The following is a 7045-nucleotide window of genomic DNA, read 5'->3' on the forward strand; positions in this document are numbered from 1 at the left end:
GTGCGCCGTTCACCATATGGCACTGTCGATGACAGGGCAATCCACACCCCGCAATTTTCGAGGAACCCGCATGCCCTTGCCCGATGTCACCGCCGACTGGATCGCCGACCGCGCCACGCTGCAGGCGTGGCTGGACGGCGTGCCCGCGGGCGCGGTGGTCGGGCTGGACACCGAGTTCATGCGCCGCGACACCTTCCATCCGCAGCTCGCCTTGCTGCAGCTGGGGTGCCACGGCCGCCACGCCCTGGTCGATCCGCTGGCCTTCGCGATCGACGATGCCTTGCAACCCGCGCTCGGCGGCGGCGACACCGTCACCGTGATGCACAGCGCGGGCGAGGACCTGGAAACGCTGGCGCCGCTGCTGCCCGACGGCCCGCGCGTACTGTTCGACACGCAGATCGCCGCCGCCTTTGTCGGCATGGGACTGGGCATCAGCTACCGCGCCCTGGTTGCGGAACTGTGCGGCGACGAGCTGGACAAGGGCGAGACCCGTTCGGACTGGATGCAGCGCCCGCTCACCGCGTCGCAGCGCAGCTACGCCACGCTCGACGTGGTGTACCTGGAATCCATCCACGCCCAGCTCGCCGAGCGCCTGCGCCAGCGCGACCGCGCGGCGTGGCATGCCGAGGACTGCGCGCGGCTGAAGCAACGCGCCAGCCACCGCGAGGGCGAACCGCAGCCACAACGCGCCTTGCGTGGCGCCGCCGAATGGTCGCCCGCGCAACAGACCCTGCTGCGCCGCATTCTGCGTTGGCGCGATCGCAGCGCACGCACCCTCGACCGCCCGCGCCCCTGGTTGCTGGACGACGCGCTGGCGCTCAGCCTGGCCCAGCAGCCACCTGCCAGCCTCAGCGAGCTGGAGCAGCGCGGCCGTGGCCAGCGCGCCCTGCGCAGCGCCCAGCGCGGCGAGCTGCTCGAGCTGCTGCGCGCGCCCGTCGAAGCGGACGAGATCGCCGCCACCGCGCCCATTCCCGCGCACCCGCAAGGCGCCGCCAAGCAGGCGCTGGGCGCCATGAAGGTGTTGGTCGACGAGCGTGCCGCCGAACTGGACCTGCCGCCCGGCCTGCTCTGCCCGCGCAAGGTGCTGGAGGAATACGTGGTCACCCGCGAGTGGCCGGATTTCCTCGAGGGCTGGCGCCACGGAGTGCTGCACGAGCGCCTGCCCGCCCTGCTGCCCGGCTGAGCGCCGCCGGTTCATGATACCCGCGAGTCCGGCTGGGAAATCCGCAGGGCCCTGACTACACTGCGCGAAACATCCGTGAGGAGTCAGGTGTGCCTTCCGCCATTCCGCAACCGGTCGTGGCGAAGCTCACGCCCGCCGCCATCTTCCTTGTCGTGACCTTGCAGCCGGAACCGTCGCATCGCGGAACTGTGCGAGCGCTGTGCGGCGACCTGGCCGCACTCGTGCGCGCCGTGGGCTTCCGCGACCTCGACGGCCGCCTGTCGTGCGTCATGGGTATAGGCTCGGACGCATGGGACCGGCTGTTCGGCCAGCCGCGACCGAAGGAACTGCACCCGTTCCGCGAAATCCAGGGGCAGCACCACGCAGTGTCCACGCCGGGCGACCTTCTTTTCCACATCCGTGCCGTCAGCATGGATCTGTGTTTCGAGCTGGCGACCCAGATCATGTCCCGACTCGGCGACGCGGTCGCCGGCGCCGACGAGGTGCACGGCTTCAAGTACTTCGACGAGCGCGACCTGCTCGGCTTTGTCGACGGTACCGAGAACCCGGTGGATCAGGACGCCGTCGATGCCGTGGTCATCGCCGGCGAAGACCCCGGCTTCGCCGGCGGCAGCTATGTGATCGTGCAGAAATACCTGCACGACCTGAAGGGCTGGAACACGCTGCCGGTCGAGCTGCAAGAGAAGATCATCGGCCGCACCAAGCAGACCAACATCGAGCTGGATGATGCGACCAAGCCGACCTCGGCGCACAACGCCTTGACCACGATCGTCGAAGACGGCGAGGAGCTGGACATCCTGCGCGACAACATGCCGTTCGGCGACGTCGGCAAGGGGGAGTTCGGCACCTATTTCATCGGCTACGCCCGCTCCCCGCACCGGATCGAGCAGATGCTGGTCAACATGTTCGTCGGCCGCCCGCCGGGCAACTACGACCGCTTGCTGGACTACAGCAAGGCCGTCACCGGCTCGCTGTTCTTCGTGCCGTCGGCGAGCTTCCTGGACAACGTGGCGGCCGAAAACGACGCCTGAAAGCCCTGCCCCCGGCGCGCCCGGGGGTCTTGGCGGAGTCTCTACCCGCTGCTAACATGTGCAGCTCGCGTGGGGCGGTAGCTCAGCTGGGAGAGCGTCGCGTTCGCAATGCGAAGGTCGGGAGTTCGATCCTCCTCCGCTCCACCAATTTTTCCCAGTAAAAACAGCGCAATACGCTTTGCAGCGTCTTGCGCTGTTTTGCTTTGGATTGCATGGTTTCGCACTGCAATCCTCCCAAATTCCTCCCATCGCATCGACGCGTCGGCGCCGCCTGACTGCTTGCCGGTGCAAAACGTCGCTGCTAGATTGCAAGGCAATGCGGCCGGGTTCGATCCGGCGACTCTCGGGATGGAAGCAGCGCCACCCGCGGGTACGAAAGGATGCTCTGCTTGTCAGTGGCAGCAGCAATCGCCCCACCAAGCTCAAAAAAAGAGTCGAAGGCTAGCCCCTGGAAGATGATTGAGGCCAGGTCAGCAAGAGCGACGCCGGTGGGGAGTGGCAGTGCGAACAAGGGCACAACCCTGCCTTGCGTCCCCGGCCTTTGATGCCTTCGACCTTGGCTGCTGCGAACTCATTCGCACCACGCCTCCGAGCGTGGCACGAAGGAATTCGCCCCATGCGCAAGCAACCCAAACCAACCACCCTGCCGCCGATCGTCAGCGAGAGCCTGTGGACGATCGAGAATTTGGCTGCCTACATGCAAATCGCTGTGGCCACGATCTATTCCGACCTCACCCGCGCCCCCCACCGTGTCCCACCGACCCTGCCCCGCCGCGGTCGCACCAGTCTACGCTGGGATCCAGAGCAAACCCGCGCTTGGATTCGTGGCGAGGATGGCCAAAGCCAGAGCAGCCAGCAGATGACAGCCGCCAACCCGCACCCACCCCGCCGCTCAAAGCGTGGCCGCCCCACCAAGGCTGAGGCCGAGGCACGCCGAAAGCGCAGCGTCGAGTGGCCGGGCGACCCCTGCACTGACTGAATCGCCAAGCAAGGCGGGGCCCAATGGCCCGCCTTGCTGTTTCAACTGCGCAAAACGCTGCCTTTCGTCGGGAAAACAAAAGCTCAATTCTTGCCCAACCCGTGCAAAATGCTGCCATTGTGCGAGCAAACGAAAGCCGAACGCTGCCCCAGCATATGCAAAGCGATCCTTTTCGTCGAGCAAATAGAAGTCGAATTTTGCCCCGGTGCGAGCAAAGCACTGCCGCTGCCTCTGTTATGTAGCCATTTAAAAGCTTTTTGCCCCTACGCTTCGAAAATTACTCCTGTGGCTGGTGGTGCACTTGATCAGGGGTGGACGAAGGCTGGGAAGCCGGTGGGCAACACCTGTGGGCGGACTGTGGGCGACGCGCAGCGTTGTCCACGTGCCGTCCAGCAGGTTTGTCCACGGGACGAGCGAAGCGAGCCAGCCGGTGCGCGCAGCGCATCGTCCACGCCAAAGCATGCATCCATCCAAAGCTCTTTATTGGTTACAACATGAACGCGTGCGCGGTCCAAATCACGCTGTCCCTAATTGCGCGTATGGCGCCCATCGTGATCAGTCCAATCGTCCATCGCGCCCGTGGCGCCATCCGGTATCAGTATCGAAGCCCGTGCCCTCAATTCGGGCAGGTTGATCGCAATCGGATTTTGGGTGGTCACATGCTACGTTACTCCAACCTTTCCGCCGTCATTCATATGACATCTATGGGGGTGTTCTTTGCACCTTCCTAAAGTTCTCGTTCGTTAAGGTACCCATGACTCGCAATTCGTGGGTGGGCACAACACTAGGCATCGTGATTCGTTTACGGACGGATAGGCGCTGTTCATTGGATACAGTCCGGGGCGAATTTGGGGTGCAGGGGCGGGGTCGAAGTAACGTAGCCGGGTTGGGCTGTGACCATTCGGCCAATAGCCTAAAGTGTGATGTGTGCCACCCTGTGGCCAGCACGCGAACGGGCCGTGCGATCAAAGGGTTAGGCTGAGGGCAGTGAGGAACGCGACGGCCCGCGCGACGTGTTCACATTGAGCCGGGGCTGACGCGACCGGCATGGTGCACAGATGGTGTGCGTATAGTGCGCGATTGAAATGACATGGTGCGCACACGGTCTGTACATGGAGCGCATATGATGCGCACTCGCGTGCGGGCATGGTGCGCACTTGGTGTGTGTACGGGCGCAGATGGTGCGCGCATGGTACTCACTTGGTGCATGCATGGTGCACGGATGAGCGTTGTTGGCGTGCTGCGTGTATTCCTCCGCATGCACGTAGATCGAGGTGACGGCGACCCATCGACGGTTGCCTCGTAGTCGCCCAACCCCAATCAGTAGCTGGCTACACCACGCTCGCGCCCCCAGATCACGGCGGCACTGCGCCGTTTGACGTTGATCTTGCTGTATAGGTTGGCCACGTGGTTGCGGATCGTGTTGCGTGAAAGCTTCAGTGCGCTCGCGATTTCGACATCGCCTTGGCCCTTGCAGATGAGCTCGAGGATTTCCCGCTCACGCGGTGTCAGCGCTGCCAGTTCACCGCCGACCCTCCCTGGCTGGCGTATCTGCGCAAGCTTTTCCATCACAGTATGACTGAACCAAGAGGTGTCCTTCATCACGGTTTCGATGGCAAGGATCACATCGGCCTCCGCGCGTTTGCGTTCGGTGACGTCCTGCACCACGCACAGAACACAAGCTTCGTCTTGAATCGTCACTGGCTCGGCAGAAAGCAGGCAATCGATGGCAGTGCCGTCGTGCGCTACCAGTGGAACTTCCAGGTTGCGCGTTTCCTGTCCGGCATCGAGGCCGACGCGCAGGTCATCAAGAATCCGGGCACTTTTCCAGAGCCCGATTTCCCGAAGGGTTTGACCTTGGATGTCGGGGTGGTGGTATCCGGTCGCATCGCCAAAGGCGTCGTTCGCCGCCAGGATGCGCCAGCCCGATCTCGCGCAGATCAGCATCGGCACAGGTGCCAACCGAAACGCCTTGGCGAATTGCTCCTCGCTGCGGCGTAGTGACATCTCGGCCCGTTTGCGCGCATCGAGGTCGGCGAAGGTGAACAGCATGCAAGCTTCTTCGTCCATCTCGATCGGCTGGGCGGCGACGATCACGAATTTGTCGACGCCGTCGCCCATCCGCACCAGCGCCTCCTGTTGCGGGATCGAGCGGTGTTCCCGCATGGCTTCGAGCGCCGCTTCCCGGTGCTCGGCGTCGCGAAGCACGTCCAGTTCGTGGAACGGACGGCCGACCACCTGTTCCTGCGTGAGGCCGGTCATGTCGAGGAAGCCGCGGTTCACCCTCACATAGCGCGAGTCCGCAAGCCGTAGGATCACCGCGGGTGCCGGATTGGCCGCGAAAGCGCGCTCAAAACGATCAGCGGCACTTTCGAATTCGGTCACATCCTTGATGATGAGCACCAGCGATTCGATGATCTTCCGCGTACTGACCACCGGGATCCCGCGCAGCTCGAGCACGCGGCGGAATTCGTCACGCGGCCGATGGATCACTTCCACCGTCACGTCGTCGAAGTGTTCTCCGGTCACAAGCCGGTCCAGCGGATATTGCATGGCTGTAAGCCGATGGTTGTTGAGATAACGCAAAGCGAAATTTTTGCGGTAGCCAACCCTGCTTGCGCCCAACTGCGCTAGCTCAGTGCAGCCATGCATCTCCAGCGCGGCGCCGTTCGCCCATGCGATCGAGCCGTCCAGATCAGCAACCAGCACGCCCTGAATCAGGTTCGCGACGATCTGCTGAAGTTCGCTGCGGTCCCTCGGTGCTTTCGATGCTTTGGCGCTCATCAGCAATCCTGAAAGTCTCAAGCAGGTGACTATTTCGGGAGCGAACAGTGCGCATTGCAACCGGTAGAAACCTACCAGAAGCGCTGGTAGCAACTTCTCTATCACAAAGCGCACGCGGGCCATAGGGTTGGTTCCGGCCTACAACCGGCCCTTCGAAAGCGGAGTTCCCCATGCAAACCACGCGTACACCCAGGCAGAGCGACCATCCCGACAAGCAGACCGGTCATCCCGGCAAGCAACCGGAGCCATCGCCGCAACATCGCCCGGAGCGGAAGTCACCGGGCCGCGAGGATCAGGATGACGGCCGTCATCCCGACGCCCCGCCCCGCCCCGCTGAGGGCACGCCACGCGAAGGCCGCAAGCCAGCGAACCGCCGCTGAGGCGGAATTGTCGACCGAACTTGGAGGCAACCTCGCATGAAAGCATTTCGCACGATATCGGTACTCACCCTGGCCGCAGCGCTGGGGTCTGGAATGGTGGCCAACGCCGCGCTCGCGGCACCGCAAATGTCGTCCAGCAGCGATCACTCGGCCGACGCAGGCCAGGCGGTCAGCGATGCATGGATCACAACCAAGGTGAAAAGCGAACTCGGAACCACCAAGGGTGTGAAAAGCATGGCCGTGACCGTGAAGACCGTAAACGGCGCGGTAACGCTGACCGGGGTACTCGCGACCCAGACGGACGTCAGGAAAGCGGTCGCCGCGGCCAAGAGCGTGAAGGGCGTCAGGGAGGTCGATGCGTCCGGGTTGAAGGCGAAAGACTGACATTCGATCCAGGCGCCGCCGCCGCGACAAAGAACGAATCAACACCTACCGGAGAATCAACCATGAATGAAGACAAGATCAAGGGCCAATGGAAGCAGCTCCACGGCAAGCTCAAGGCACGATGGGGCAAGCTGACGGACGACGACCTCATGGTCACCGATGGGAGGGTAATCCCCCCGCTTTTAGCGCTCGCCAAAAGTGGAGCTAAGCGGGCAAGGCCAATTTCTGCATGGGTGTGATGCCGCCGAGAGCCATGTTCGGACGCTCGTGGTTGTATGTCCATAGCCAGTGGGTCGCCGATGCT

The 7045-nt window shown here is 63.3% G+C and carries 6 protein-coding genes and 1 tRNA gene; 6 read left to right on the plus strand and 1 reads right to left on the minus strand.

Annotated elements, in window-relative coordinates:
- The first annotated feature begins 70 nt into the window (after positions 1-70).
- From ISP14_RS17260 to ISP14_RS17275, 4 genes are all read left to right on the plus strand, one after another.
- The gene (locus ISP14_RS17260) at positions 71-1183 is read left to right on the plus strand and encodes a ribonuclease D (RefSeq protein WP_404542274.1); all 1113 of its coding nucleotides are present in this window, start codon (positions 71-73) and stop codon (positions 1181-1183) included.
- A gap of 89 nt (positions 1184-1272) precedes the next feature.
- Positions 1273-2214 (plus strand): Dyp-type peroxidase, encoded by a 942-nt coding sequence (locus ISP14_RS17265; protein WP_404542276.1) that lies wholly within the window; start codon positions 1273-1275, stop codon positions 2212-2214.
- A 71-nt stretch (positions 2215-2285) separates the two neighbouring features.
- Positions 2286-2361: transfer RNA gene (locus ISP14_RS17270), tRNA-Ala, on the plus strand.
- A 469-nt stretch (positions 2362-2830) separates the two neighbouring features.
- The gene (locus ISP14_RS17275) at positions 2831-3193 is read left to right on the plus strand and encodes a hypothetical protein (protein WP_404542277.1); all 363 of its coding nucleotides are present in this window, start codon (positions 2831-2833) and stop codon (positions 3191-3193) included.
- A gap of 1320 nt (positions 3194-4513) precedes the next feature.
- On the opposite strand, the gene ISP14_RS17280 is transcribed toward ISP14_RS17275, so the two are convergent.
- Entirely contained in the window at positions 4514-5977 is a 1464-nt protein-coding gene (locus ISP14_RS17280; RefSeq protein WP_404542279.1) for a PAS domain S-box protein, read from the minus strand.
- Between the two features lie 416 nt (positions 5978-6393).
- On the opposite strand from ISP14_RS17280, the gene ISP14_RS17285 reads away from it, so the two are divergent.
- A complete protein-coding gene (locus tag ISP14_RS17285) occupies positions 6394-6741 on the plus strand; it encodes a BON domain-containing protein (protein WP_404542280.1) in 348 nt (115 codons plus the stop codon).
- Positions 6742-6803: 62 nt separating this feature from the next.
- Entirely contained in the window at positions 6804-6980 is a 177-nt protein-coding gene (locus ISP14_RS17290) for a CsbD family protein (protein WP_404542283.1), read from the plus strand.
- Positions 6981-7045 lie beyond the last annotated feature (65 nt).

The sequence above is a fragment of the Dyella agri genome, assembly GCF_044904705.1.
GTDB classification, from domain to species: domain Bacteria; phylum Pseudomonadota; class Gammaproteobacteria; order Xanthomonadales; family Rhodanobacteraceae; genus Rhodanobacter_A; species Rhodanobacter_A agri.